Annotated in this window: 24 protein-coding genes; 7 read left to right on the forward strand and 17 right to left on the reverse strand. The window is 48.2% G+C overall.

Features of this window, described 5'->3' with window-relative positions; translation table 11 throughout:
• Positions 1–212: 212 nt before the first annotated feature.
• From I2B62_RS12090 to I2B62_RS12115, 6 genes are all read right to left on the reverse strand, one after another.
• Positions 213–836, reverse strand: coding sequence for a 5-methyltetrahydrofolate--homocysteine methyltransferase (locus I2B62_RS12090; protein ID WP_243259502.1), 624 nt, complete (start codon positions 834–836; stop codon positions 213–215).
• A gap of 48 nt (positions 837–884) precedes the next feature.
• Positions 885–1376, reverse strand: a complete 492-nt coding sequence (locus tag I2B62_RS12095) for a prolyl-tRNA synthetase associated domain-containing protein (protein WP_195269326.1) — start codon at positions 1374–1376, stop codon at positions 885–887.
• 2 nt (positions 1377–1378) lie between these two features.
• Entirely contained in the window at positions 1379–2266 is an 888-nt protein-coding gene (locus I2B62_RS12100) for a DMT family transporter (RefSeq protein WP_195269327.1), read from the reverse strand.
• Positions 2267–2304: 38 nt separating this feature from the next.
• The gene (locus I2B62_RS12105; RefSeq protein WP_195269328.1) at positions 2305–4056 is read right to left on the reverse strand and encodes a sigma 54-interacting transcriptional regulator; all 1752 of its coding nucleotides are present in this window, start codon (positions 4054–4056) and stop codon (positions 2305–2307) included.
• Between the two features lie 105 nt (positions 4057–4161).
• On the reverse strand, positions 4162–5823 hold the full coding sequence (locus tag I2B62_RS12110) for a BCCT family transporter (RefSeq protein ID WP_195269329.1): 1662 nt from the start codon (positions 5821–5823) through the stop codon (positions 4162–4164).
• Between the two features lie 101 nt (positions 5824–5924).
• On the reverse strand, positions 5925–7427 hold the full coding sequence (locus I2B62_RS12115) for a trimethylamine methyltransferase family protein (protein WP_279354788.1): 1503 nt from the start codon (positions 7425–7427) through the stop codon (positions 5925–5927).
• A 547-nt stretch (positions 7428–7974) separates the two neighbouring features.
• Here I2B62_RS12115 and I2B62_RS12120 point away from each other — a divergent pair.
• The 4 genes from I2B62_RS12120 to I2B62_RS12135 all read left to right on the forward strand — a co-directional run bounded on the left by I2B62_RS12120 (position 7975) and on the right by I2B62_RS12135 (position 12817).
• A complete protein-coding gene (locus I2B62_RS12120) occupies positions 7975–9018 on the forward strand; it encodes an ornithine cyclodeaminase family protein (RefSeq protein WP_195269331.1) in 1044 nt (347 codons plus the stop codon).
• 41 nt (positions 9019–9059) lie between these two features.
• A complete protein-coding gene (locus I2B62_RS12125; protein ID WP_195269332.1) occupies positions 9060–9680 on the forward strand; it encodes a corrinoid protein in 621 nt (206 codons plus the stop codon).
• Between the two features lie 66 nt (positions 9681–9746).
• Positions 9747–11252: a trimethylamine methyltransferase family protein gene (locus I2B62_RS12130; protein ID WP_279354789.1), complete on the forward strand. Its 1506-nt coding sequence runs from the start codon at positions 9747–9749 to the stop codon at positions 11250–11252.
• Between the two features lie 302 nt (positions 11253–11554).
• Positions 11555–12817 (forward strand): helix-turn-helix domain-containing protein, encoded by a 1263-nt coding sequence (locus tag I2B62_RS12135; RefSeq protein ID WP_195269334.1) that lies wholly within the window; start codon positions 11555–11557, stop codon positions 12815–12817.
• A gap of 12 nt (positions 12818–12829) precedes the next feature.
• Here I2B62_RS12135 and I2B62_RS12140 read toward each other — a convergent pair whose 3' ends face one another.
• The gene (locus tag I2B62_RS12140; protein WP_195269335.1) at positions 12830–13354 is read right to left on the reverse strand and encodes a hypothetical protein; all 525 of its coding nucleotides are present in this window, start codon (positions 13352–13354) and stop codon (positions 12830–12832) included.
• A gap of 86 nt (positions 13355–13440) precedes the next feature.
• Here I2B62_RS12140 and I2B62_RS20520 point away from each other — a divergent pair, with 86 nt between their 5' ends.
• Both I2B62_RS20520 and I2B62_RS20525 read left to right on the forward strand, forming a co-directional pair.
• A complete protein-coding gene (locus I2B62_RS20520) occupies positions 13441–13698 on the forward strand; it encodes a hypothetical protein (protein ID WP_243259504.1) in 258 nt (85 codons plus the stop codon).
• Positions 13699–13761: 63 nt separating this feature from the next.
• The gene (locus I2B62_RS20525; protein WP_243259506.1) at positions 13762–14058 is read left to right on the forward strand and encodes a hypothetical protein; all 297 of its coding nucleotides are present in this window, start codon (positions 13762–13764) and stop codon (positions 14056–14058) included.
• Positions 14059–14169: 111 nt separating this feature from the next.
• Here the strand turns inward: I2B62_RS20525 and I2B62_RS12150 are convergent, their stop codons facing one another.
• The 8 genes from I2B62_RS12150 to I2B62_RS12185 form a co-directional block, all read right to left on the reverse strand.
• Positions 14170–14808, reverse strand: coding sequence for a 5-methyltetrahydrofolate--homocysteine methyltransferase (locus I2B62_RS12150; protein WP_195269336.1), 639 nt, complete (start codon positions 14806–14808; stop codon positions 14170–14172).
• A 28-nt stretch (positions 14809–14836) separates the two neighbouring features.
• Positions 14837–15721, reverse strand: coding sequence for a DMT family transporter (locus I2B62_RS12155; protein ID WP_195269337.1), 885 nt, complete (start codon positions 15719–15721; stop codon positions 14837–14839).
• Between the two features lie 20 nt (positions 15722–15741).
• Complete coding sequence (locus I2B62_RS12160) at positions 15742–16530, reverse strand: aspartate/glutamate racemase family protein (RefSeq protein ID WP_195269338.1); 789 nt, start codon at positions 16528–16530, stop codon at positions 15742–15744.
• Positions 16523–16951 carry a DUF126 domain-containing protein gene (locus I2B62_RS12165; protein ID WP_195269339.1) on the reverse strand — a complete coding sequence of 143 codons (429 nt, stop codon included), beginning with the start codon at positions 16949–16951 and terminating at the stop codon, positions 16523–16525. Before I2B62_RS12165 ends, I2B62_RS12160 begins: the two co-directional genes overlap by 8 nt.
• Complete coding sequence (locus I2B62_RS12170) at positions 16936–18240, reverse strand: aconitase X catalytic domain-containing protein (protein ID WP_207736000.1); 1305 nt, start codon at positions 18238–18240, stop codon at positions 16936–16938. The genes I2B62_RS12165 and I2B62_RS12170 overlap by 16 nt, the downstream gene beginning before the upstream one ends.
• 123 nt (positions 18241–18363) lie before the next feature.
• Positions 18364–18990 (reverse strand): cobalamin-dependent protein, encoded by a 627-nt coding sequence (locus I2B62_RS12175; RefSeq protein ID WP_195269340.1) that lies wholly within the window; start codon positions 18988–18990, stop codon positions 18364–18366.
• A gap of 38 nt (positions 18991–19028) precedes the next feature.
• Positions 19029–19880: a 3-methyl-2-oxobutanoate hydroxymethyltransferase gene (gene panB, locus I2B62_RS12180; RefSeq protein WP_195269341.1), complete on the reverse strand. Its 852-nt coding sequence runs from the start codon at positions 19878–19880 to the stop codon at positions 19029–19031.
• A gap of 169 nt (positions 19881–20049) precedes the next feature.
• Positions 20050–21264, reverse strand: a complete 1215-nt coding sequence (locus tag I2B62_RS12185; RefSeq protein ID WP_195269468.1) for an NAD/NADP octopine/nopaline dehydrogenase family protein — start codon at positions 21262–21264, stop codon at positions 20050–20052.
• Between the two features lie 635 nt (positions 21265–21899).
• Between I2B62_RS12185 and I2B62_RS12190 the strand changes: the two genes are divergently transcribed.
• On the forward strand, positions 21900–22295 hold the full coding sequence (locus I2B62_RS12190) for a 4Fe-4S binding protein (protein WP_013381949.1): 396 nt from the start codon (positions 21900–21902) through the stop codon (positions 22293–22295).
• A gap of 177 nt (positions 22296–22472) precedes the next feature.
• On the opposite strand, the gene I2B62_RS12195 is transcribed toward I2B62_RS12190, so the two are convergent.
• Positions 22473–23876, reverse strand: coding sequence for a trimethylamine methyltransferase family protein (locus tag I2B62_RS12195; protein ID WP_195269342.1), 1404 nt, complete (start codon positions 23874–23876; stop codon positions 22473–22475).
• 21 nt (positions 23877–23897) lie between these two features.
• Positions 23898–25544: a BCCT family transporter gene (locus I2B62_RS12200; RefSeq protein WP_195269343.1), complete on the reverse strand. Its 1647-nt coding sequence runs from the start codon at positions 25542–25544 to the stop codon at positions 23898–23900.
• Positions 25545–25716: the final 172 nt, after the last annotated feature.

A 25716-nucleotide genomic window follows, 5' to 3' on the forward strand; every position in this document is an offset into this window, starting at 1 on the left:
CTGTCAGAATAAAACATTTATTGTACTTAATCTAATAAATGTTTTATTCAATTATATAGCCTTTTCCAGATCATGCCTTGTAAATTATTATTTTATTTAGGTAGATTTTTGACAAATTGAACGGTTTTGGTTGGTTATACAACAAAAAAAGCCCGGTTTTTGGGCTTTTCAGGTATATCAGCGGTACACGCTGTTTTGGCGTATACACCGCATCACGCCGGACGCTTTTCTGTTTTCCGGAACGCACAGTCCGTATTTGAGCAGAGACGGCAGTCATGGTCTACCCCGGAGGTGCAGATTTCCTGGTCAGCTCCATAGACATATCCCAGGGTTTTTATGGGATTGTACATGTACCCCTCCGTGATATCCACGGCCAGCTGGCGGCGGCCGTCCACCGCCTCCAGTATCGCTTTCTGAAAATGGATTGGAATCAGCCGGTCATCCGGGGCGAAACGGACCGTCAGGCCATACCCCTTACGGGCGCAGACGTCCTCTTTGATAATCTGATAAAAATCATTTGACAGATCAAATAAAACCTGATCGGCAATGCTGTCAATCATCAGGCCTTTCAGATAATCCTTTTCCATAAAATAGGCAGTGCAGCGTTCGCTGATCCCCGGCCCCAGCGTGACCATACTGCATACCAGATGGCTGAGCCCTGTCAGCTCTCTGTGGATCGACGGGCCCATTTCATTTGGAATGAGCTTATAAACCCCACACGGTTCAATGAGTCCGGGAAGTTCCTCGGCCAGTTCATCATAGGCCCTTTCATATTCATTATAATTCCAGAGCTCCTTGCGGATATGCATCTGCTCAAACAGTTTTTCCTGATTCATGCGGACTGGTATTCCTCTATAGCATCCCATCTTTCCTCACAATCCTTTTTATATGCTGACCCGCTCCACCGGGTTGCCGCAGGCTGCCAGAAACTGCTTCAGACCTTCCGCACTGAAGTGCACTGTGGCCGTATTGACATTTGGGTGGAAATTCACAAATTCCTCGTCCAGGACATCCTCATCAATATAGACCTCTACCTCATGGTTCTGATCATTAATAATGCCAAAAACAGAGACCGCGCCGGTGGTGACGCCCAGATATTTGAGCAGCCGTTCCTCAGAGGCAAAGCTCAGATTGCTGACACCGATCTGCTTTCCAAAGGCTTTGATATTCATCTGCTTGGACTCCTCCAGAATAACCAGAATGTGCCGGTTTCCTTTTTTGTTGCGCAGTAAAAGGTTCTTGCAGTGCGCGCCCTTCACATCATCCATATATTGCTCCAGCTCTTCGCAGGTATAAACCGGCGGATGCTCGATCACCTGATATTGCACACCAAGCTTGTCCAAAAAATCATATACTTTTTTTGCTTCATTTTCCATTTTTATTCCCTCTTTCTGATTTTTTTCTTTCTGAGATAGCCCTCAAAAGCAATCAGCAAAATAACCGCCAGCATCATCAGGCTCCCCAGAAGACTATAGGCTGTCAGCGGCTCCTGAAAAACGGCAACGCCGCACAAAAGCGCAACTACCGGCTCAAGCACACAGATCATCGCCGCATAGGTGGGGCCGATGGTGTGGATGGCAACCGTCGAAAAGCCGATACCAATAATGGACAGCGCAGCCACCCCCAACATCGACATGTAAACCGCTGATCCGAGATTAACAAGGTGAAGTTCTCCCTTGATCAGGCCCCAGGTGCCAAACACAAGCACTACCACCAGCGCCAGATAAAAAAGCAGATTGACCGGGTCCAGGTCTTTGATACTGCTCTCGCTGACGCTGACCATATAAAAGCCAAAGGCCGCGCCGGATAAAAGGGCGATCAGCAGCCCAACAATGTTTACGGTAAAGTTAAATTCCATGAGAAAGGCAATTCCCAGGCAGGTCAGAAACAGGGCCGCCGCCTTTACCCAGGTCATTTTTTCCCTGTAAAAGACCACCATAAAAAGCGCGACAAAAAGCGGATACGAAAAATGAATCATGGTCGCCTGGCTCATCGGCATAAAAATATAGGACTCCGCCAAAAGAAAAATTGCCCCGCCGTAGCCGATAACGCCGTATATCAACAAATCTTTGATCTGTTTTCCGGAAGGCCTCACAAGTTTTTTTCTGATTACCAGATAAGTGCCGGCCACCATGAAAATAATCATAAACCGGCTGACCAGTATGGTGTCGCTGTTTACGGACAGATTGACCAGATTCTTGGTGAAAAGTGAGATAAAGCCATAGGCCGCCGCGCCGATAACCGCAATGATAATCCCTTTAAACATCTTACTCCCCTTACTTTCCTGAACACCCCTCCACGGCTCTATTTTAAATTGTATTTTTTGAGCTTATAGTACAGCTTCTGCCGGCTCATGCCCATCTGCTTGGCAGTTTTTGCGATGTTTCCGCCGTTTTTTGTCAGGCTTTCGATTATAAACTCTTTCTCTTTTTCCTTTAATTCCTCAAAAATATTCTGTCCCTTGTCGACCGAAACCGAAGTCCTTATTTCACCACGCTGCTCTGGCTGTCCCTCATAGTTTCCAATTTTGTCCTCACCCAAAATATATTTGGGCAGGTGCCGTATACCGATACAGGTTTCGTCCGGGTCGATGACGTTCATGGCCGACTCTAAAAGGTGCCTGAGCTGCCGCACATTGCCCGGCCAGCTGTAATTATCAAAAAGCTGCTGAACCTCTGAATCGACCCCGACAATTTTCTTATCAAATTGTCGATTGTACATCTCGATAAAATACTTTGTCAACAGGCTCACATCATCCAAGCGCATCCGCAGCGACGGAATCACGATATAGACCACCGCCAGCCGGTAAAAAAGGTCGCTTCTGAAATTATTGTCCTGAATGGCCTGGGCAGGGTTTTCGTTGCAGCTTGAAATGATGCGCGCACTCACATGAATCATTTTATTTGAGCCCAGGCGCGTGACTGTCCGCTCCTCCAGAACCCTTAAAAGCTTTGACTGGAGAAACAGGGACATGGAGTTGATCTCGTCCAGAAAAATGGTGCCGCCGTCCGCCTCCTCAAAGAGGCCGGGCTTATCCGTGGCCCCGGTAAAGGAGCCCTTGGTTGTCCCGAACAGCAGACCCTCCAGCAGGGATTCCGGTATGGCCGCGCAGTTGATGGCAAGAAAGGGTTTGTCCCGCCGCGAGCTGTAGGCATGGATACTCTGGGCAAACATTTCCTTCCCAGTTCCTGTTTCGCCGATAATTAGAATATTGGAGTCGGTCTGGGCTGCCTGCTTGGCAGATTGTATGCTTTTTGCGAGCTCGGGGTTCACCGTAATAATGCTGTCAAAGGTATAACGTGTCTGCTTGGATTCATAATTGGGCTGGGTGGTGATACTCTTGATTTTCTCAGGATTCACCTGCTCCTTTTCGAGGGTCTGGAGAATGCCATTGTAATCCCGCACGATGGCGGCTGACCCGAAAAGTTTTCCATGATAAAAAAGCGGGATAACCGAAGTGACACAATCCACAAAGGTTCCTGCCTTGGTATAATAGCCCTGTCTCACATTCTCGATGGGTTTTTGCGTTTTCAGTACCTTCAACAGCAGACTGGATTCATAATCCAGCGCATAGATGTCCATGGCGTGCTTGCCGATGACTTCTGACGGCTCATAGTGGTCGATTTTTCCCTGGGCCTCATTGTAAATGATCATTTTTCCATCCTGGTTAACCGCGTGGACCCCATCCTTGCTGAACTGGACAATGGTTTCCAAAAGGCTCATCCGGGCATTCTCCAGTCCGACCACCTCAAAAATCCAGATATTAACCGCTGTTTCCGCATCAAAGGACATCCTTTTAAACCGGACATTTACCTGATTTTTATCCAGATCATAAAAATATTCAGAATCCTCATCGATGCCGTATTTTAAGAGCAGCTCCTCAAGGTGAAATTCCAGCCCCTCGCTGGTATTCAAATGAAAAATTTCTAAAAAACGGTCATTGACTTTGACAATTTTCCCAAACGGGTCTGTTATTATCAGGCCCTTGTATCTCAAATTAATAAAGTCGATGAATTCTTGTATTTTATCATTCATTTTTGTATCTGTTTCCGTCATTATCAATACCTCCTTTAGAAACCGTTTAAAAACTAAGCCGCTTTGATTATTATAACATTCTAAAAATCGGATAAAAGGGGCGAACGTGTCCGCCCCTTTTATTGATCACTCAATTTTTTCAACACTATTTCCATCAGCCTCTGTCTCAGCCGCCGCAATTCTTTCCAGCCGTTCTTTCTCATCTGTATCATAGACCGATAAATCCCCTTTACTGTAGATATCATACTCGTCAAGGCGCTTCATCGATTTGAAGTACGAGGCCATCATAAAGACCATAATCACGCAGAGGGGCAGGCCGCACACAATAACCGAGGTCTGCAGAGCATCGGTTCCCCCAGAAATCAACAGCGTGTATGCCGCCAAAGCCATGATGGCGCCCCAGAAAATACTGACAATTCTCGGAGGGCTTGCCTCACCGGTCTCATCCTTAAATTCTTTGAGCGTCATGGCTGAAATGGACATGGTCATGGATTCTGCCAGTGTTACAAAGGATAAAATGACGATGAGCAGAGCGATAACGTTCATAAACTTGCTCCACGGCAGCTGATTAAAGAATGCGTACAAGGCCATATCTGAGCCTACCTGTTCGACAACTTCCCCGATATTTGTTCCAAAGAATTTTTCAAGAATAATGCTGCCGCCGCCAAATACGCCAAACCAGACAAAGGAGAACACGACCGGCGCGATCAGATTAACCGTGACAAATTCCCGGATTGTCCGGCCGTAGGCCAGCTTGACCAGAAACAGGCCGATCAGCGGCGCAAAGACCATCCACCAGGTATTGAAGAACACGTTGTTTGCCCCTACCCAGCCGGTTCTGGCGATGGGATCAAGGAACAGTGATAGATTGACAAATTCATTGAAGTACTGGCCGATAGCGGTAATGGTCAGCTCGGTGACGCCGATGGGATCGACTACAATAAATGAAAAGATTAAAACAAAGAAATACAGAACAGTATTCAGGTTACTGATATAGGTGATCCCCTTGTGCAGGCCTGAAATACTGGAGGCTGTGTAGAACACAGTCATGATGGCGATGATAATCAGCCAGTTGACCATATTGCTCTCAAAGCCGACAATCGTGTCCAGTCCACGGGCGATCTGCAGCGTCGCGAATCCCAGTGATGTGGCGATCCCGCCGATGATGGCAAAAATAGCAACGGCATCGATAAAATTACCAATACCGCCATAGGTCTTTTTACCCAGAAGCGGGTACAGCGACGTACAGACACGGTAACGTTTTTTTGCATTGTAGATCAAAAACACCACGCAAAGGCCTGCGGTTGTGTAGATGGCATAGGGATGCAGGCACCAGTGCAGGAAGGTATACTTCAGAGAGTTCAAAATCGCTCCGGAGGACAGGGGCTCTACCCCCAGAAATGCCGGTGGATTATAAACAAAGCTGATGGGCTCATAAACGCCATAGTAGTTGATGCCAACAGCGATCCCCGAGGTCAGGGCGATGGCAAACCAAACAGGTTTGCTTATTTTCGGTTTGGCGTCAGGTCCTCCCAGCTTGATTTTACCATACTTGCTGAAACCGGCCCACAGGCAGAAGATAACCATAAAGAAAGCGGCCGGCGTAATAAACCAAGAGAAGTATTTAAGAACAAAATTCAACGCTGCGTTGGCGCCGTTGGCAAAGGCCTGCGGTGCAATACAGCCAAAAGCTACAAAAATAACAAGGGCGATTCCCGATGAAAAGAATACCCACTTATTCACAATATCAAAGAATCCCTTTTTTTCTGTTGTTTGCTGCTTATCCATTTTTCCCCTCACTTTCATAATTCATTTTATGCCACAAGGAACATTATAGAGGAATTAAGGCAGACTGTCATCTGCCTTAATTCAAGCGATACACCTTTTTCTTAATTATACTTAGCGATTAAAGCTTTCAGGATATCGTCGCAGTCTTTGCTGACATCTTCGGGGATGGTTTTAGGCTGGTGGTTTTCGAGAATATCTCTGACCTTCGCGTTGGCAAGATCCTTAAGCTCTGGTTTGCCGTCTGCTTCCCAGTTGGTGTATACTTTGCGGTTAAACAGCTGCGGCAGCCACCATTCGGTTTTGAACTTATCAAAGGTCTGGCGTTCGGCCAGGAAGTTCCCGCCTGGTCCCACATTCTTGATGATATTGACAGCCAGGGATTCGTCGGTCACTTCAATGCCGCGGATCATCTGCTTGGTCTGTCCGATGATTTCATCTGCGATCACGAGGGCTTCCATGGAGGTCAGCAGGCCGGATTCCATGTACCCGACATCGTGGATCAGATTGCCGCCATAAAGGGCGGACATCAGGATACTGGTCGCCTGGTCAATGCCATGCTGCTGGTCGAGACATTTGGAGTCTGAGCAGCCAGCCGTTGTAAATACCGGAAGGTTATAGAACTGAGACATCTTGCTCAAGCCGCCCTGCAGCAGGTTGAATTCCGGTGAGCTGTAGGTAATCTGCATTGACGACATATCCACACAGGTACAGACACCGCCCATGATATAAGGCGCGCCTTCCTTGATCAGCTGGTTGATTACCAGACCGGACAGGGATTCGGCCAGCTCGACTACCATGGTGCCTGCCAGTGTAACCGGAGCGGTCATACCGGCCTGGGCAGCAGAGGTATAGACCGCTGGCAGCCCGTGCTCAGCCATGGTCATCATAACATCCAGACCTTCATTTTCGTGAATCAGCGGGGTGATCGGTTCAGAATAAACCGAGAAGAACGGATATTTTTCAAGCTCTTCCAGACTGCCGCGAACCTTGGCCCCCATGTCGATCATTGCCTGAACATTGCTGCGGTTGTACGCCCAGTGTAAAATCGGTTTTGGTGAGTTTTCAAACATTGCCTTAAAGCAGTACACGTCCAGCACATTGGTTTCAACACCTTCAATGGTTCCAAAGTCCATCAGATAGTCAATGTTCGGAAGGGCATCCATGACCTTGACAGCCTTGCAGGTATCTTCATACTGAGGAATTTTCCGCTCTCCGGTGTAAGGGTCCAGCGTGTTGATAACGGTTGGTCCAGGACCGTAATAAAAGCGCTTGCCGCCAAGAATCATTTTGGATTCCATATCCTGTGCGTAGAGCGTTACCTGGGATGGTGCGGACTGGATCGCGCTCTCAACCATTGCAGCAGGGAAACGAACGCGTCTGCCGTCCACAAACGCACCGGCCTTTTTAAGAATTTCAAGGGCTTTGTCATTATAAACATCAACGCCGACTTCTTTTAATACCTCCAAAATTGCCTGATGAATCATTGCGCACTGATCATCGTTAAAAACTTCAATACCTAATTGTTGTCTGCTGGTGTAGTTGCATAAGTTATCCATCGTTTTCTCCTTTTTCTCTTGATCAACAAATGCGATCGTTGTTAACATAAACCTTTTGGTGTGTTGTTAATGCAAGACCCGTGCCATATTCGTAAAACGCATCAAAAAACCAGTGATTTCAACCCGGTTTAATAGTTTTGCAACCTTTATATACAAAAGCCTGCCGTCTGCCGCAAAATTTTGTTTCAGTTTTTTAAGAAAAATCTTTGGATGAAAACGTATTAAATTATTTGAATAAAAAACGTCGGATTTGTCAAAAATTGTCAAAAAGGTTTTGACATTTTTTACACTCGAAAAAATGGTTAAAAAAATAACGAACAAACGCCGAGAGGTTCCCTGATTTTGTCAAAAAATGTCAAAATTATTATTATTTGTCAAAAAAACGTCCGGTTTTAAGACGTTGTTTTTGGTCTCGGACCCTTCTGTAGTTTTTCCTTAATGCTTTTCTGGAAATCTTTTTTGCTGATATTTATTAGGAAGCAAAAGTTTAAGGCACCTTGTTTTTACGAAAAAAAGAAATCTTGGCACGAGTATTGCATCTCTTAGCCAGCAAACATAAACTTTTTTAATCTATCAACTTTTGGAGGGAAGATATATGAATTTTGATCACGCTTATTTTGAACAAGACAGAGAAAACATCGCAAAGAAGCTGGACCTTGGCAAGGAAGTCATTTACCTGACAAAACCAGAATGCGAAAACATCGGTCTCACCCGCGATGACATTCTGGAGATTACCAGAAAAACCTTAATCGCCCATGGAAAAAAAGAATTTGAGATGCCTGCAAAAATCGGTGTCCATCCCTGGACAGAAGTCTTTTTCCATGCAATGCCCGCCTATGTACCGGAGCAAAGAGCCGTTGGGTGCAAGTGGATCGAGTGCTACCCCAACAACCCCAAGAAGTACAATCTTCCGCAGACCACTGGTCTTTTTATACTAAACGATGTGCTTTCCGGCGTGCCTGTCGCAGTCATGGACTGCACCTGGATCACAGCCATGCGTACGCCGGCTGTAACGGTTCTGGCCGCCGCCGCCCTTCACCCCGACGCCGAAACCTTTGGAATGTTCGGCTGCGGCGTGCAGGGGATCGAGCATGTGCGCTATGTCACCCGAACACTCAAAAACCTGAAAAAAATTTATGTATATGATGTCGTAGAAGCCGCTGCGGATAACCTGATTAAAATCGTTCAGCCCGAAATCGACGTTGAAATTATCAAGGCCGCCTCGCCTCAGGAAATCGCCGAAAAATGCGAAGTCATGAGCTCAGCTACCATCATTCTGAAGGATCCTTTATGCGTTGTCAAGGATGAGTGGATCTCAGCTGGCCAGACCATTGTGCCCTGCGACATGAACACCTTCTTTGATCTCAAAACACAATACCGCGCCGATAAATACATTGTCGACAGTGTCGACGAGCACGAGCTCTTCGCGGAAATGGGCTACTTCCCGGCAGACAAGGGTCTTCCGAAGGTTTACTGCCAGACGGGCGAAATTCTCGCCGGCTTAACCGAAGGCCGCACTGCTAAGGATGAACTGATCGTGTGCAGCAACATCGGGATGTCTGTCTGTGACGTAACGGTTGCCCGGGCCATCTTCGACATTGCCCTCGAAAAGGGACTCGGCCAGAAGCTTGCCCTGTAAAAGCATTCTTTTATAAAATTTAAAAAAGTGAGGAAAAAATTATGAGTAACTATGCAATGATCAGCGATTATGTTGTAAACGGAAATGAAAACGGCGTTGTCAATGAAGTTAACGCCGCATTATCCGCCAATGCTGCGCCTCTTGAAATCATCAATGACGGCCTGCTGACCGGTATGAATGTTGTCGGTGAAAGGTTTGCCAACGGCGAAATGTTTGTTCCCGAGGTTTTAATGGCTGCACGTGCCATGAACGCCGGCATGGACATTGTCAAGCCGCTTTTGGCAGACGGCGACGTCACCTCCCTGGGAACGGTAGTCATCGGCACCGTTAAGGGCGACCTCCACGACATCGGCAAAAACCTGGTGGTCATGATGCTTGAAAGCGCCGGGTTCAAGGTTGTAAACCTCGGGGTCGACGCCAAGAAGGAAGCTTTCATCGAAGCCGCCAAGGAAAACGACGCGGATATCGTAGCCATGTCCGCCATGCTGACCACCACCATGACCTATATGGATGAAATAATTAAATCCTGTAAGGACGCCGGAATCGACGCCAGATATATGATCGGCGGCGCTCCGGTAACACCTGCCTACGCCGAAAAAATCAGCGCGATCTACACCGCTGACGCCTCGACTGCTGCCGAAAAGGCCAAGGCGCTGGTTTAGGGGTCACTGAGCCCCGCGGTTCCCGCCCCCTGATAGAATAAACCTGCCCGTCGATGCGGCCGCCCTTTGAATACCGTTGCATCCGAAAATTCAAGAATACCGGAGGAATCCACAATGTATATTGATCGAAAATTTTATGAAAATTATATCTCTACCCGCGATGTTGAACTTCTGCATGAATACACCCTTAAAGTTTTAAAAGAAGTGGGTGTCTCCTTCAATTGCGAAGAAGCATTGGATATTTTCAAAAGACACGGCGCAACGGTCGAGGGCAGCATCGTTAAATTCGACGAAGCCTTTCTGAACGCTGCGCTGGAGACGGTTCCCAAAACCTTTACCATTCACACAGACAGTGGTGAAACACCCATCGGCGAACCCTTCCGGCCAAAAACAGTCGGCTGTTATGGTCCATCCAAGTTCCTGTTCGAGGACAACACCTACCGTGTGGCCCAGATGGCAGACATGATTAAGTTTCTGAAACTCATGGACACCAGCGACGTGACCGATTTTGTCAACAACGCCGCGTTTGACACGCCGGATCTGGACAAAAGCCAGGAGGATTTTTACCTGCCCCAGGTCGCCATGTGTCTGAAGTATTCCAAAAAGCCGACCTACGGTAATGTGGCCAACAGCCTGAACACCCGCGGCAAGACTCTGAAAGAAGCGGCACGGGCCATTGCCCGCCTCTACAAAGAATTTTACGACATCTGGGATGCGCCCGTCCTCTTAACCAACGCATGTGCCCTCTCGCCCCTTGGTTATTCCTACGAGGTACTGGATAACATTATCGGCCTGTCCGAGGAAGGCCAGCCTGTCACCATTATCACCTGTTCCATGACAAACATGACTGCCCCGGCAGCACTGCTTGGAACCGTGATCCAGAACAACGCGACCATCCTGGCCGGCATTGTGCTGACCCAGCTCATTAAGCCTGGTGTCCCGGTTATCTACGGCTCTGTCTCCAGTGCCACAGATATGCGTGAGGTCGCCCTGGCCATCGGCGCGCCCGAGGCGCAGCTGATCCAGATGTCTTCCCTGGCGCTGGCCCGCTATTACCAGATCCCTGTGCGCGTCGGTGTTGCCGGAACAGATGCCATGAAGCCTGATTACCAGGCCGGAGCCGAGACCTTCATGAATCTTATGACTACCTATCTCGGCAAAGCAGATTTCATTCTGCACCACGCCGGTATCCTCCAGTCCTATGCCCTCGGGAGCTATGAAAAATTCGTGATGGACGAGGAAGTCAACCGGATTCTTCTCAGGCTGAACCGCGGTATTGACATCAGCGATACAAAGGCCGAAAAGGTCTTTGCGGAGATCAAAAAAGCCGGACCACTTGGCAATTACCTGTCCGGCAGAACACCAAAGGAATACCGGCAGGAGCATTATCTGACCCAGCTCTTTAACCGCGCCGCCGGAGACCCCCAGCCCATCGTCGACAAAATCGGCGATCTGCGCGAACGGGCGGTGAAGGAAATTGAAGACCGGGTTGAAAGCTATACCCTGCCTGATTTAACACAGACCCAAAAACAACTTTTAAACAAATTTTTACCTGAATCTGAAAAATTCTAAAACCTCAGAAAAATCCCTCTTTTTAAAACCGGTGTGCATCCCCAGACGCATGCCGGTTTGTTTTTTAGTTGAATTTAAAACTCTAAATAAAAAGCAATTATTTTTATTTCTTATCTTTTCGGCCTGATTTTAATTTTGTAATAAATCCTTCGTTGTTTTTTCCATTTTATAAATTTTTTGATAGATTCACGCGTTTTAGCGGAAATTTATGGTATTTTTCAACAAAACTTTTGTAGATATTTTTAAAATATGATATAATAAAAGATAATAAACGCAGAAAGGACAGGGAGGACAACAATTCCATGAAAGCAACTATTTTTAGAGAAGACCACCAGCTTAACCTCGAGGTCATCGAGGATATTCTCACCTCGTTTTACTACGCGACAGATGTGCCCGTAACCTTGTATGACCAGAGCACTCAGCCGCTGGGCACTTACTTTGAGGATAAAAAAATCTGCCCGTACTTTAGCCAGTCCGACACAGAGTCCAGCCTTTGTCCAAATGCGCTGCACTTTGCCGCGACCTGGGCGCACCGGCTTGGCGAGCCCTATATATTTGTCTGTCCCTCAGGTTTTGTCAACATTGCCATCGCCATCCTGGACGGCCAGCAGTTTGCCGGGTCTGTCATTGCCGGCCCCATTGCCATGGGCACCATTGAGGAGAGCACCATCCGCGACATGTTCACCATCCACCAGGCCTCCCCCGAGGTGCTCTACAACACCACACTCTTTATCCGAAACATGAAAATCTTCACGCCCTCCCAGGTCAATCATCTGGCCAAGCTTTTAAACGCGGCCATCCTGAGCCTTTACCCCAACACAGAAGCTTATGAAAAGCTGAGCTCTGAATACCACGACCAATCCGAAATCGGAGAGCGCATCCACGAGCATAAAAAGAACAACATCCCGCTGGTCTATCCCTATGAAAAGGAACAGGACCTCGTGCGGCAGGTAAAGGAGGGCGACCATGAGGGCGCCCAGGTTACCCTGAAATTTTTAGTCAACGAGATTCTGCTGATCGAGGGCGGCAATCTGGAGGTCATCAAGGCAAGAATTCTGGAGCTTGTCACCATTCTCTCCCGCGCTTCGGTAGAGGGCGGCGCTTCCCTTGAAAAAATCTTCGGCCTGAACCTTGACCTGATCACTGAGCTCAACAAAATTGACAGCATCCAGGTGCTCAGCTCATGGACGGTCAAAATCATTGACCATTTTACCAAAAATATTTTTAACAACATTTATTCCGGAGACTCCTACCTGATCAACCAGGCCATTGAGCACACAAGGGCCAACTATATGAATAAGATCACGCTCCAGAAGCTGGCAGACTATCTGCATGTTTCAGATTCCTATCTGTCCAAGCTGTTTAAAGAAGAAACCGGCATCAGCTTTACCCAGTACCTGAACGAAATCCGGATTAACCGGAGCAAGGAGCTTCTGCAGAACACCAAAATGAGCATTGTCGAGGTTGCGCTTTTCGTCGGCTATGAGGATCAGAGCTATTTTACAAAGGTTTTTAAAAAAATGACCGGCATTACCCCAAAGAAATACCGGTCCGGGAAAAAATAAAGAAAGAAACGTTTAAGCCACTCCTCCGAGTGGCTTTATCTGAAAGCTGTCCAGCGCCTCATTGACCGCATCCAGATCAAAGACGCGCTGCTCCACACAGTAACGGATAATGAGGTCAAAGGTTTCGCTGCTTGACAGGGCATAGCCCGCCTCGGATAAGAGGGCCTCCAGCTCGTCCAGATCAGCTTCCAGAGCAATCCCCAGCGCAATGACGGTGGCCTTTGACGGGTGGTAATCCGGATCGCTCCTTATTTTTGAGAACAGCCGGCGGTCAATGCCCGCTTTATGGTAAACCACCTTGTCCGAAAGCCCGCGCGCATCAATCATTTCAAAGAGCCGCCCGGTGAAGCCCGGCCCCTTATGCTTTTCGATGTAGTCCCCCAGGTTCGCGTTTTCCTCAGAGTAAAACACTTCCAGGTTACGCGCGCAGACCGCGGCCATCTCTTTCTGCTTTTTCACCGCCGCTGCACCCACGGTTATGGTCTGCGCCCTTTTGACAAAGACTTTGAGATCGGATAAAAAATCTGAAGACAGCATGACACACCTCCGATGTCGCCTGCCAGGCGACCTTTTTTCTTTTAAAGATGTTATTATCATATCATAAAAAGAAAGGAGCCGTCATCATGAAACCAAATTTGACAGAAATCATTTTTTTACTGGACCGCAGCGGGTCAATGGCAGGACTGGAGGCTGATACCATTGGCGGATACAACCAATTTTTAAGAGAGCAGTCAAAAAAAGCCGGGGAGCTGCGTGTTACCACTGTTCTTTTCGACCATGAGTACGAATGCCTGTACCAGAGCGCCATGCCCCAGGACGCTGTGCTTACAGAGGGGCAGTACTTTGTCCGGGGCTGCACAGCCCTCTATGACGCGGTGTGAAAAGCCGTCACCGATACCGGCCGGCGGCTTGCGGACACGCCCGAGCGCGCCCGTCCCTCCAAGGTGATTGTCGTCATTACAACCGACGGCTATGAAAATGCCAGCAAAGCCTATACACATCCGCAAATTCAGAATATGATCCTGCACCAACAGGAAAAATACAGCTGGGAATTTCTGTTCTTCGGCGCAAACATTGATGTGGCCAATGTCGCTGAAACCATCGGCGTCCAGGCTGACAGGGCTTTTTCCTATGAAGCCGACAGCCTAGGCGTCTGCAAAATGATGGAATGCGCCTGCGATGTGGTTTCGACCCTCAGAGATACGCCCTCCTGCCAAAATGACGCTGAGACAAATTCGTGACTTCAAACGAAAATTTTCGATCAAATTAAAAAAGCCCGAAATCCGGGCTTTTTTAATTTGTTTTATCGGTATACGTTGAAACAGCGTATACTGCTTTTGCTTTACTGAACCTCATGCCGACCGGAATTCGCAGCCGTAATTTGTGCACAGGCTGCAGTCGTGATCCTTCTCCGCGATCTGTATGTTTTTGTCCGCGCCGTACACATACCCCATGGTTTTCAGGGGATTGTACATAAAGCCCTCTGTCACAGAAACGCCCAGCAACTTGCCGCCGTCTGTTTCGTCCAGGATCAGCTTCTGGTTTTGAATGGGAATGATGTAGTCGTCCGGTTGATACCGCACGGTCAGCGCGTAGCCCTTGTTTTCAAAAACATCCTCGCGGATTACAGGGTAAAAATCATCGGACAGGTTAAAGAGCAGCTGGTCGGCGATGGAGTCGATCATCAGCCCTTTAAGATAATCCTTTTCCGCAAAATAGGCGGTACAGCGGTCGCTGATTCCACGCCCCAGCGAGACCATGGCGTACACAAAATGGCTGACCTCACAGAGGCCCTTGTGCATGGGCTCACGGTCCCCGGCTTTTTTCAGAATATAAATACCTCTGGCATCCACCAGTTTGGGGATCTCCTCTGCCAGCTCGTTATAGGCCGACAAAAATTCTTCGTAGTTTGGCTGTGTCTCGTAGATATGCATCCGTTTAAACACAATATCCCGTTCCATGCGGATGGGAATACGATAAACCTTTTCCATTTTCACACCTCCTGCTTGTTATTATAACTCATTTTTCGGCTGCGACCAATACCTCCTCTGTGTTTTCACGGGTGATGAAAATCACAGAGAGCGTCATCAGTATGGAACCAATCCAGGTATTCATATTATAGGGATCGCCAAAAATCAGAATCCCCAGGATCAGGGAGACCACCGCCTCAAAGGAGATGATCAGCGAGGTTTTTGTCGAGCCGATGCATTTGATGGAATAAGCAATGGCCCCCAGCACAAACACCGTCACCGCCCCGATAGAGGCTCCCATCAGAAGCTGCGGCCCGTCAACTGCCAGAAACTGCGGCGTACCCGCGAGAACGCCCTGTATAAAAAAGAAAATACAGCTGAAGCCCGACAGGTAAAAAACAATCACCAGATTATCCAGCGATTTGACACTGCTCTTCTGAATCCCCACCAGATAGATGGCATAGGCCAGACCCGAGCCGATGGCCAGCATGCTGCCAAAATTGAAAAGCTCCAGGCTGAAATTCATCAGGCAGAAAATCCCGAGAACAGCCAGCGATAATGACACTGCTTTTATTTTTGTCAGCTTCTCCTTAAAAAGCAGGGTCATAATGACCAGCACAAACAGCGGATAGGTAAAGTACAGCATGGTCGCCAGCCCCATGGGCAGGAAATTAAAGGAGGTGGCCAGCAGAAAGGTAGAGCCGCCATAGCCCGCCACGGTCAGCAGCACCAGCGTTAAGAGCTGCCGGAGATTAATCCGGCAGTTCTGTTTTTTAATGATGAACCAGCCTCCTGTAAGGATAAACACAAACAGAAAGCGGTAAAAGAGCACCTCGACGGAGGTCATGCCTGTGTTCATCATCCATTTTGTGAGCACCAGAATTCCGCCGCAGCTGAAAGCGGCGCTGATCGACGCGATTATTCCCAATGACATAGCGGCATCACTTCCATTTTCTACATAAAGCCATAATAGGGCTTTTGGGCGACCGCATTGTGAACAAAGTTGATCATTGTGATAAAGTCGAACACCGGCAGGTTAAATTCTGCCTGAATGGCAGCGGAATAAGGCGGCATATCGCTGCATTCCAAAAGAATCGCGCCCACATCGTCGTTTTCATCTAAAATTTCACGCACCAGTCCCTTGAGCTCCTCACGCACTGCGGCGTTGTCAAAATGGCCGCGGCGTTCCATGAATGCCGAGAATTCCGGAAGCTTACCGGCGGATTTAATCACACACCGGTTGAAAATCTCCTCCGAGACATTGCATTCTGCGAACAGTTCCTTGGTCAGGTTCTTGCCGTCCGCGCACAGAACACCGATTTTCTGGCTGCTCTTAAGCCCCGCGGCGATCCATGACGCCTGAATGACACTGGACAGGTAAACCGGAATATCCAGCGCCTCAGCTACCTTTTTCTGGAAATGCCCGAAATAACCGCAGGCGCCGCAGATCGCCCGGCAGCCCTCGCGTTCAAGCTGTCTGGCTGTTTTGATGAGCTCTGGCAAAAGACTTTCGTCTCCGCTGTGCATTCTGTTCTGGTCTGCGCCCGGCACCCAGGCATGGCGCACCGGGTAGCTGTAGGTGCTGGCATTGACCACATTTCCGGGAAGCAGGGGATAGTGAACGTCCAGCAGCATGATGCCGACCGTATAGCCCGCTACCCATTGTCCCTCTGTCACATAAAAGTGCTGATCCAGATCTTCCTTGTCCCCCAGATAACCATAGTTGCGTACAATTTTATCCATTCGCTTCTTCTCCTGATTCCAAAATCTCAATATAACCCTCGTCGCCGTTCACCAAAACATAATCGCCTGTTTTTACAAGCTCAAAGACGTTTTCTTCCAGATCGGTGACGGTTGGCACACCGGTAACCACGGCTGCCACACCAGTACGGGAATCAATTTTCGGAAAAACCATACCCGCCGGCGCCTTGCCGCTCATTTTAGCCGCATGGAAATGGCAGGACCAGCCATTAGAGCCCTTTCCGCCCGAAATAATCAAAATTGATCCGATGATGCTTTTGCCCTCAAAGGGATGTCCGATCTCCATGATCAGACCGGTTTCCTCATCGATTCCGGACCAGCCTTGAATGGTTTCCTCGCTCACCATGGCCAGGCCTTTGGCAATGCCGCCGATGGCGCTGCGTCCCTTTATTTTTCTTCCCATTGCTTAACCTCCCAATATCCGCGGACTGCACTTTCAAGACAGTCCTCAAGGCTTCCGTAAAAGACCTCCGCTTCAGTGCCCGGCGCGATGTAATGGGCCTGCTTGGCAGAGTCGAAACCCACTGTTTTTGTGCCCTCCGGCATCTTTCCGCTGGTCAGCGGGCAGCTGCTGGTCAGCATAATGGCGCCGGCATCCTCAATGGTTTTCGTGTAACCGCAGCGGTCAGCGGTTTCCCGGATCGGCGGCGCTGTCCATACCTGTAAAACCGTATGGTCCGCAACCCTTTTTCCCTTCAGAAGCCCTGCGATTTTGCGAAGCTCTTCAATGCTGTAGTGCGGGCAGCCCAGACTGATATAGTCAATGGGGTGTTTCCCTGCTTTGTGGCCGTTCAGAATGACGCAGGATTCCTTCAAATCCTCATCGGTAATCTCAATCACCGCCTGGGGTTCCTGTCCGCCGAGGGCCATGTCCAGCGTTACGGCTTCCGGTGAAATGCCGACGAGATGGCACATTTCGGGTCCGGCTGTGGTCGCCATGGCGGCAAAGAAATATTTGACATTAAAAATATTTGGCCGGTCCTGGAGTCCGTTGACTACAGGAATGGCATGGGTCGGCAGCTTTCTGCCAATGGAATAACCCAGAAGGTCCCAGTCCATGCTGGATTTTATCCGGCATTTCACATTGAATACATGGGTGCCCTTGCGGTTTTCCATGATATGGTTGCCCCACTTTGGCGTGCGGCCGCAGGCGGCTGCCCAGAATCCTGCCTCGAGCCCGTCGGAGTTGCCGCAGGCGCCCCATAGCGAGTTCATCAGCGTTACCGCGTGGGACTCACTGCTGACATAATGCTCTCCCCTAAGCGGGATAAAGCCGCACATATACGGGACACAGGTCCCGACCATATTGACGCCGCGGTCTCTGTAATAATCCAGATATTCCTGGTTTTTCTCACCCTCGGCAGCGCTCACCCCCATCTCGGCGTAGCGGGTGCTGTCCATGGGGCCGCAGTCGGACTGACAATAGCATACGTAGTCGTCCTTTGGCATTTTTTCAGAAGTGCAGAACTGCATCTGCGCAACCGTCTCTTCAATGTCATCGCTTCCAGCCGCGCTCAGATAATCGTGGGCTCCGCAGAAAACATGGGCCATCGTCACTTCACACAGTTCCTCTGCGCCCAGCACATTGGCGTATTCCACGACCTTTTTCATCGCCTGCTGTTTGAGCGTTCCGTGAACGCCGTCCAGCATTTCCTGTTCATATTCGGTCAGCTTGACCATTTCTTTTTCCATCCCTCATTCTATGTCAGAATGCCTTTCCATTTTTACTAGTTAAAAAGCCCTTTGGATTGTGACCAACGATCCAAAGGGCTATTATATATTTTTAGAAGGGTATATAACGAATCAGTTTTTATTTTAAGCAGTAACCATCTGTTTAGCGGTTTCGACAGCCTGAGAGGCTTCGGCAGCGTAGGTTGCGCCGATTTTTTCGCTGAATACAGGGGTTAACGGAGCTCCGCCTACCAGGTAGCAGGCATCAACACCAGCGTCTTTGCATCCGTTGATAATTTCTTCCATAACCGTCATGGTGGTGGTTAACATTGCGGACATGGCAACAATATTGGCATTGTTTTCTTTCGCAGCAGCGATAAAATCTTCCGGCTTAGCGTCAACACCGAGGTCAACAATTTTGAAGCCAGCGCTTTCCAGCATCATAACAACCAGGTTTTTACCAATGTCATGGAGGTCGCCCTTAACGGTTCCGATAACAATGGTTCCCAGTGTCGGAAGATCCGTGTCGGCGATCAGCGGTTTAACAATCGCCATACCAGCGTTCATGGCGCGTGCTGCCATTAAGACTTCGGGTACGAACATTTCGCCGTTTTTAAATTTTTCGCCGACAACGTTCATACCGCTTAATAATCCATCGTTGATAATCGCAACTGGATCTGCCTTGTCAGCAACCATGGCGTTGACTGCTTCTACAACGCCGCCTTCGTTACCGGCTACAACCAGTTCCCCAAGATTTGCTAAAGTACTCATATTTTTCTCCTATTTTTCTTAATCAATTTCCCAATGATTTAGATTTCTTTTAATAATTTTTCGAGTTCGGCTGCTTCTTCATCAGCAATCACATAGGCGTGTTTGGAGTCATCCGGGAAAGCACCGCTTCTGACTTCTTCACAGTATGCTGTAAAGCCTTTTAACAGTTCGCCGCCAACATCGGCATATTTCTTAACGAATTTTGGTGTAAAGTCATCATAGTAGCCTACCATGTCTGCGTAGATCAAAAGCTGGCCGTCTGTGTAGGAGCCTGCGCCAATACCCAGTACCGGAATGCTTAATTTTTCAGTAATGGCTTTACCAACAACTGCCGGAACACCTTCAACCAAGATAAAGGCTGCGCCTGCTTCTTCAATTTTGATGGCCTGTTTAACCAGCTCGATGGCAGCGTCTGCGCTCTTGCCCTGAGCCTTGTAGCCGCCCATCTGAGCAGCGAACTGAGGTGTCAGACCAATATGTCCCATGACTAAAATACCAACGTCAGCGATGGCTTTAATTCTTTCACATACAGAGTCGGTGCCACCTTCTAATTTGATGGCGTCTACCAGAGATTCCTTGGTGAAACGGCCGGCATTGAAAACAGCTTCTTCATCTGAAATCTGATAAGACATATAAGGCATGTCCCCAACAATAAAGGTGTTTGGCGCGCCGCGTCTTACAGCGGAGCAGTGTGCGATCATGTCGTCCATGGTTACAGGATAGGTGGTTTCGTGGCCCAGGGTAACCATACCCAGAGAGTCCCCTACCAGAATCATGTCAACGCCTGCACGTTCTTCATATTTAGCGGTCAGATAATCATAGCCTGTCAGATAAACGATCTTTTCGCCATCAGCGGCCATTCTTCTAAAATCGATAATACTTCTTTTCACGATAGTCTCCTTTTACTTTTTGAGTTTCACAACTTTCCCAAAGCTCTCAAAATTTTCCGGTATATAACATTTCTTTTTATTCTTTTCAAAAACAAGAGGGGGCCGGACAGCCGAAGCTGTCCGGTATGCTAATTAAGGGTTATTTATAATGTAAAGTTAATGAGGAAATTTATTTTTCGCCTGTTCTTAAGTAGGTATTTAATTCTTCAACAGACATGCCGTCAATACCCAGGTATTCTAAGGTATAGCCGTTTTCGGTTAAGTCTTTGCCGTGGATAGCGTTAGCCAGGTTGATCATAGAGTCAACAACTGGTGTGTCTACGCCTAATACATCACCTAACTGCTGGTATACATAGCAGCCAACCGGGATATCTTCAGTGATGTAACGGTTATTCATGTCGAAGGGGCCGGTGCCGTACTGGATTGGATCCTGTTTGTCGAATGGAATTAAGTAATCAAGTCCCATGTATTCCTGGCCAAGAACATTTTCACGTGAGAAGAAGTGTTCTTTTTCATATGGCTGGATGCCAACGCCCAATTTTGCAGCTAAGTCACATTCTTCTTCATAGAAGGTGTACTGTACCTGAGAAATGGATGGGCAGTAAGCGTGAGAGTAGATGGAGAACTTATATTTGTCTTCGCCGAAGATGGTTCCGAAGTTTTCCATTGTGGATACACCAAGGATTGCGCCTGGGCAGTGGAGTACTGGGTTTACATTTGAGAAACCAGTATCTAATACAGTATCGCCTGCTACTGCGCCGTCGCCATTGGTTACAGCGTCCATAGATGGTAAGTATTTGGAGCTTTCGATGAAGGCTTCTGTATCTGTTGCCGGCATTGCAGCACCACGAAGGGTGATTGCACGGTAGTATACTCTGATTTTATGTGTGATAACGCCACCAGGCATATCAACACGGCTGCCGTAGGTAGAAGAAGACCAGCCGCCGATGATAACTTTTGCGGTGCAGCCAGCTTCACGCATCATTTTGCGTAAGATTAAAGAACCATAGTTATCTGGGAAGATGTGGATAACCTGTCCGTCTTCCAGACATGGGATTAATTTTTCAAAGAAAGGTTTGTGACCGAAGGTAGGTGTTGCAACAACGATGATGCCTGCGCCCTTAACTGCTTCTGCTACATCAGTTGTTACCTTTTCCATTTTAGCAAAGCCTTCACGTTCAAAGCCGTACAGGTTGCACTGTTCGCCGTAGAATTTGATCCCGACTCTTTCAACATTCTTTAATGTTTTTTCTGCGAAGGGCATCATGTCGCAAATTCTTACCTTTGCGCCGCCTAAAGCACAGTCCCCTGCAATCGCTTTACCAACACCGCCAGCGCCCAACACCGCGATTGGTTTGTCTTTTAAATAACTCATATCTGCCATTGTTTTCATTCTCCTTTTTTGTTCCTTTGGATTTTCTTTTACTTTTTTAATTTGTGTGATGCCATTATATAACGCAATATGCGTGCCAAAATAAAAGAAGCTCCAAAAGATTTTTATTTTTTTGTAAAAAGCCTGTTTTAGCCGTTTTCCGGGCACTCTCCCCAGATCAAAGGATTTTTACCAAAAATTAAAACCGCAAATTTTTTTGCTCTTTTTGATGAATTTCGGCTTTTTTTTCACAAAAACCTTTGTTTTACGGCGATTTAAAGCCATTTCAAAAAACGTGTAATCGGTTTTTGCACATGCATATTTTTTTGCATCACCTGTCAGCTTTTGGAAATTGACCAAAAACAGACCCCTTATTTTTCGGTAAAAAGCACTAAAAAGGACGCTTATTTTATTAAAAATCCGAAAAAGCCAGTCTTTTCTCATTGCGATTTATTTGATAGAGTAAAATTTAGCCTTCTTTTTGGACTGCATCGGACCGATCCGGCCAAAAAAGACGCCAAAATATGGAATGATTTATGGTTGACAATCGAAATCATTCTCGTTAAAATTAAGGTAGAACAAATATTGGGGAACGGATCCTTTGTAGGCTGCAATCTCAAAGATCCGAGAGAAGGAGTATCATCATTATGAAAAAACTTAAAGTAACCGATCAGTCGCTCTGCATGAACTGTCTGGCCTGCGAATGGGCCTGTTCAACCGCTTTCTATAAAGACAGAGCGTATGGTCATGATTTATCCTGTATTAAGGTTGACGTAAAAGATAACGGCGACCTGAAAACCAAGGTCTGTGTGCAGTGCGGCAAATGTGCCAAAAACTGCGAAGCCGGCGCGATCTCCCAGAATCCTAAGGGCGTCTACATGATCAACAAAAAGCTTTGCACAAACTGCGGCAAATGCGTTGAGGTTTGTCCTTTCGGTCTCATTGTCAAAGCTGAAGATAAAGACAGCCCGTCCAAATGTATTGCCTGCGGCATCTGCGCTAAAGCATGCCCGATGGATATCCTGGAAATTGTCGAAAGCTAAGAACGCTTTCTTTTAAAAAGTCAAATTCGATCCATAAAAACGCTGTTTTCTTTTATTGAAAACGGCGTTTTTAATTGCCAGAAAACAAAAAAGAAGACCGTGGGTGTCCGGTCTTCTCTGTACTAGTCATATTGAGGGAGTCAATTATTTCTAGCATCGTTTAGGCAAACAAGTTTTTCAGTCTGCATTCCACTCCTGCGGAATGTATTTTTCTAATATTTTTTTCTGGAAGTCGGCTAATTCAGGGAGTTTATAATGGCCGATTCGTTCTTCTACCATGTCAGCGGCCAATGACTCGACGCTTTTCGCGCCGTCCTTCAGCCAGTTTTGTGTCGTTTCCCGGTTCGCCAGCTTCGGCAGCATGAACTCTTCCCGGTAAATCTTCGGTGTCCGTTTGTTGATATAGCTTCCGCCTGGTCCGGCCTTGGCAATTTCCTCAACCATCATATGCTTGTCATCCACTTCAAAGCCCTTAAACTGGCGCTTGATGCTCATGGCTGTCTCTTCATCCAGGACCAGCTTCTCAAAGCTGATGGTGTTGTAGGTATCCAAAATGCCGCAGGCATGGATGATAAAGTCAATGCCCGCTCCGTAGGTTGCAAAGAGGTTCATGGCCGTTTCCTTGCCGGCCTGGTAATCCACGGCTTTGGCGTCTGTGAGCCCGCCGCCGGCCCGTACCGGCAGATGGTAATAATTGGCAATCTCCTTGGCATAGTAAACAAACAGTGGTGTCTCGGCGCCGCCGATGGCCATGGAGATCACCTTCAGGTCGCCGCTTACGGCAGGGAGTCCGTAAACGACCGGGGTGCCCGGGTTCACCAGCTGTGCCAGCGTAATGCCGGCCAGCACACCGGCATTGTTGGACACCACGGTTCCGGCGATGCTCGGCGGCAGCGTGACGCCCGGAAAACCGCCCTCGGCCACAACAACAGCCTGTCCGGCCCTGGCGTAGGCGATGAGCGCCTCGCACATGGCCGTGCTGATGCCCAGAGGCGACATCACATTGATCAGTCCGGCCACCAGCGGCGTCTGGTCATGGACATCATAGAAGTCCTGAACCATCCGGATACTCATCTCGGCTGCCTCTTTCCCATCAACCATGCCCATGACCGGCTTGGTATGGTATTTTAAAGCAGTGGCCATCTGGTAGCCGCGGCGGATATCCCTTGGTACGGCCACCGGCTCCATTACATTCGGATTTCCGGCATCCAGCACCGTGCTGCTCTCATGCAGCTTTGTCACATCCACGAGGTCCTGAGGCACAATATCCTCAATCTTTCCTTTTTTCAGGCGGTAGATCGGCCCGTAACACGGAACCGACACGCTGCTGCCATCTCCGATGACAACGCTTTTCTCACGCCCTTTCCACTCAAACTGGGACGGCGCAGCCGCCAGAGCCTTTTCAAGCATATCCGCTTCAATAAAAACGGTATTGCCGCTTACCCTGGCGCCATGCTCCTTGAAAATGCGAAGCGCCTCCTCTTCATGAAAATTCACACCGACATTTTTCAGAACATCCAGCGTCGCTTCATGAATTTTGTCAAGCTCTTCCTTTTCTGCAAAATTAAATCTTAATCTCATTTTCTCATTCCACCTAGTCCATTAAATATTTTCAGTCTTTTCTTTTTTGGCTGTGCGCAGCGCTTTTTTAGCCGCAAGCGCTTTTGCCTTTTCTTCCATAATATACCTTCTGCTGTTAATCTTCTGCAGATCAATGGTTCCTTCCATTTCTTCCTGCTTCAATGACTTGACCATTGAAATAATCATCAGAACCATCACAATCATAATGACAATCGACGCCACAACCGAAGACAGCTGCAGACTCTGGATCTGTCCTTTACCGACAAGAATCATGGTAATGGCCAGCGCGGCGATCGAAATCGCCCAAACCGCTCTTAACGGTTTAGAAGGTGTTGTCGGATTCTGGTCTTCCTTGGTCGATACCTGAGCACAGACATATGAGAAAGAGTCAACCGTTGTTGCCAGGAACAGGAAGATTAAAATCAGGAACAGCACTGCCAGAATCTGTCCGAGGGGCAGATGCGACAGCATGGTGAAGACTACCGACTGGGTGCCCATGTCATTCATGGAAGCTACCAGCCCCAGATTCTGGAACATTTCCTGGAAAATGGCGGTACCGCCAAAGGTTGCAAACCACAGCCAGGTGGCGATCGGCGCTGCGCCCAAGTGAACCAGTACGATTTCTTTCAGGGTACGTCCGCGTGAGATGTCCGCTACAAAAAGGCCGGTTGACGGTGCGGAAGCGATCCACCACGCCCAGTAGAAAATAGTCCAGCCCTGGGCAAAGCCCGTCTGGTCAATACTGTCCGTCCATAAGGCCATCGGGAAAAAGTTTCCGATCATGTCGCCCAGAGAGCTGCTCATAGTATTTAAAATAAAAGCGGTCGGTCCAACAATAAAGACAACGACACAGACAAGAATACAGAGCGGAATGTTCAGATTACTGAGAATCTTGATCCCCTTGTCAATCCCGCTGACCGCACTCGTGGTAAATAAGGCAGCCCAGGCGATGGCGATAATGATGTAGGTCAGGTTGTTTTCCGGAATCCCGAAAAGTGAGAACAGCCCAGACGCCAGCTGAAGGATACCAAGCCCTGTGGCTGTGGTAACGCCGCCGACAACACCATATACCAGAAAACCGTCAAGAATACGGAAGCCCCTAGTCTTTACCTTATCGCCAAAGATCGGTTCCAGCACACGGCTGAAAAACGGCGGCATTCCTTTTCTGAACATAAAGTAACCCATGGTAACCCCAACGACCATGTAAATGGCCCATGGAACCCAGCCCCAGTGGAAAAATGCCTGTGCCAGCGCTCTCACAGCGGATTCCGCTGTATTCGGCTCCATGCCCATCGGCGGTGTCTGTAAAAAGCTCAGGGGCTCAGCCGCTCCCCAGAATACCAAGCCAACGCCATAGCCGCAGGCAATGATCATGGCAAACCATGAGAAGAAGGAATGCTGCGGTTTCTCATCATCCTTCCCTATCTTTACATTCCGGTAAGGTCCAAAGGCCAGCCAGAGACAGAAGCCCAGGAACACCAGTCCCAGCATCAGGTAAACCCAGCCAAAGCCATTGGTCAGGAAATTAAAAATAACACTAATCGCGTCTCCCATTCCTGTCGGGTCAATTAAGGCCCAGGCCATCAGAGCGGCCAGGATGGAAAGCGCTGGCAGGGCAACCCACCAGTCAATCTGCTTCAGCCAACTTACTTTTTTCTTTTCGTCCATTTTTTCTCTCCTCTTACAAAATTTTCATCTGCGATACCGCCTCGTGTCCCCCCTTCAGCGGTAATTGCCAGCAGAATGAATCTCGATTTTATATAAAGCAAGATCAATGCCAAAACAGAAATGGCTTAAAACAGCCATTTCTAAGGGTTTCATAAAATGCACCGCATATTTT

The organism is Eubacterium sp. 1001713B170207_170306_E7 (genome assembly GCF_015547515.1).
In the GTDB taxonomy this organism is placed as follows: Bacteria; Bacillota; Clostridia; order Eubacteriales; family Eubacteriaceae; genus Eubacterium.

What these genes read in the sequence shown, in the direction of transcription:
- I2B62_RS12140 (WP_195269335.1), bottom strand. Translation starts at nt 13,354, where the DNA reads ATGCTGTCTTCAGATTTTTTATCCGATCTCAAAGTCTTTGTCAAAAGG.
- I2B62_RS12155 (WP_195269337.1), bottom strand. Translation starts at nt 15,721, where the DNA reads ATGTCATTGGGAATAATCGCGTCGATCAGCGCCGCTTTCAGCTGCGGC.
- I2B62_RS12115 (WP_279354788.1), bottom strand. Translation starts at nt 7,427, where the DNA reads ATGTTAACAACGATCGCATTTGTTGATCAAGAGAAAAAGGAGAAAACG.
- I2B62_RS12135 (WP_195269334.1), top strand. Translation starts at nt 11,555, where the DNA reads ATGAAAGCAACTATTTTTAGAGAAGACCACCAGCTTAACCTCGAGGTC.
- I2B62_RS12160 (WP_195269338.1), bottom strand. Translation starts at nt 16,530, where the DNA reads ATGGATAAAATTGTACGCAACTATGGTTATCTGGGGGACAAGGAAGAT.
- I2B62_RS12150 (WP_195269336.1), bottom strand. Translation starts at nt 14,808, where the DNA reads ATGGAAAAGGTTTATCGTATTCCCATCCGCATGGAACGGGATATTGTG.
- I2B62_RS12095 (WP_195269326.1), bottom strand. Translation starts at nt 1,376, where the DNA reads ATGGAAAATGAAGCAAAAAAAGTATATGATTTTTTGGACAAGCTTGGT.
- I2B62_RS12100 (WP_195269327.1), bottom strand. Translation starts at nt 2,266, where the DNA reads ATGTTTAAAGGGATTATCATTGCGGTTATCGGCGCGGCGGCCTATGGC.
- I2B62_RS12195 (WP_195269342.1), bottom strand. Translation starts at nt 23,876, where the DNA reads ATGAGATTAAGATTTAATTTTGCAGAAAAGGAAGAGCTTGACAAAATT.
- I2B62_RS12090 (WP_243259502.1), bottom strand. Translation starts at nt 836, where the DNA reads ATGAATCAGGAAAAACTGTTTGAGCAGATGCATATCCGCAAGGAGCTC.
- I2B62_RS12200 (WP_195269343.1), bottom strand. Translation starts at nt 25,544, where the DNA reads ATGGACGAAAAGAAAAAAGTAAGTTGGCTGAAGCAGATTGACTGGTGG.
- I2B62_RS12165 (WP_195269339.1), bottom strand. Translation starts at nt 16,951, where the DNA reads ATGGGAAGAAAAATAAAGGGACGCAGCGCCATCGGCGGCATTGCCAAA.
- I2B62_RS12190 (WP_013381949.1), top strand. Translation starts at nt 21,900, where the DNA reads ATGAAAAAACTTAAAGTAACCGATCAGTCGCTCTGCATGAACTGTCTG.
- I2B62_RS12120 (WP_195269331.1), top strand. Translation starts at nt 7,975, where the DNA reads ATGAATTTTGATCACGCTTATTTTGAACAAGACAGAGAAAACATCGCA.
- I2B62_RS12105 (WP_195269328.1), bottom strand. Translation starts at nt 4,056, where the DNA reads ATGACGGAAACAGATACAAAAATGAATGATAAAATACAAGAATTCATC.
- I2B62_RS12110 (WP_195269329.1), bottom strand. Translation starts at nt 5,823, where the DNA reads ATGGATAAGCAGCAAACAACAGAAAAAAAGGGATTCTTTGATATTGTG.
- I2B62_RS12185 (WP_195269468.1), bottom strand. Translation starts at nt 21,264, where the DNA reads ATGGCAGATATGAGTTATTTAAAAGACAAACCAATCGCGGTGTTGGGC.
- I2B62_RS12170 (WP_207736000.1), bottom strand. Translation starts at nt 18,240, where the DNA reads ATGGAAAAAGAAATGGTCAAGCTGACCGAATATGAACAGGAAATGCTG.
- I2B62_RS12125 (WP_195269332.1), top strand. Translation starts at nt 9,060, where the DNA reads ATGAGTAACTATGCAATGATCAGCGATTATGTTGTAAACGGAAATGAA.
- I2B62_RS12175 (WP_195269340.1), bottom strand. Translation starts at nt 18,990, where the DNA reads ATGAGTACTTTAGCAAATCTTGGGGAACTGGTTGTAGCCGGTAACGAA.
- I2B62_RS20520 (WP_243259504.1), top strand. Translation starts at nt 13,441, where the DNA reads ATGAAACCAAATTTGACAGAAATCATTTTTTTACTGGACCGCAGCGGG.